This is a genomic window from Halomonas sp. ND22Bw, from assembly GCF_003011945.1.
In the GTDB taxonomy this organism is placed as follows: domain Bacteria; phylum Pseudomonadota; class Gammaproteobacteria; order Pseudomonadales; family Halomonadaceae; genus Halomonas; species Halomonas halophila.
The window spans coordinates 1-253 of sequence record NZ_PXWD01001356.1 but is presented as its reverse complement, the minus strand read 5'-3'; the positions used below and the strand labels follow the sequence as shown (position 1 = coordinate 253).

Here is a 253-nt window from a genome sequence, read left to right as displayed (position 1 = left end):
GGCGACCGGCGTCGACACCAAGGTGGTGGCCGTGGGCACCGGCCAGGCCATCGACATGGCCCGGCGCGGCGATGCCGACGTGCTCTTCGTGCACGACACCGCGGCCGAAGAGAAGTTCGTCGCCGAAGGCTTCGCGGCCCAGCGGCTGCCCGTCATGTACAACGACTTCGTGCTGATCGGGCCGAAGAACGATCCGGTCGGCGTGAAGGGCAGCGACATCGTCGCGGCGCTCAAGAAGAACGCTGGCGCCGAC

At 68.8% G+C, this 253-nt stretch carries 1 protein-coding gene; it reads left to right on the top strand.

Annotated features, from left to right (window positions below; translation table 11 throughout):
• Window positions 1–253: substrate-binding domain-containing protein (locus tag CVH10_RS22615; RefSeq protein ID WP_181244702.1), on the top strand; the 253-nt coding region annotated here is incomplete at both ends.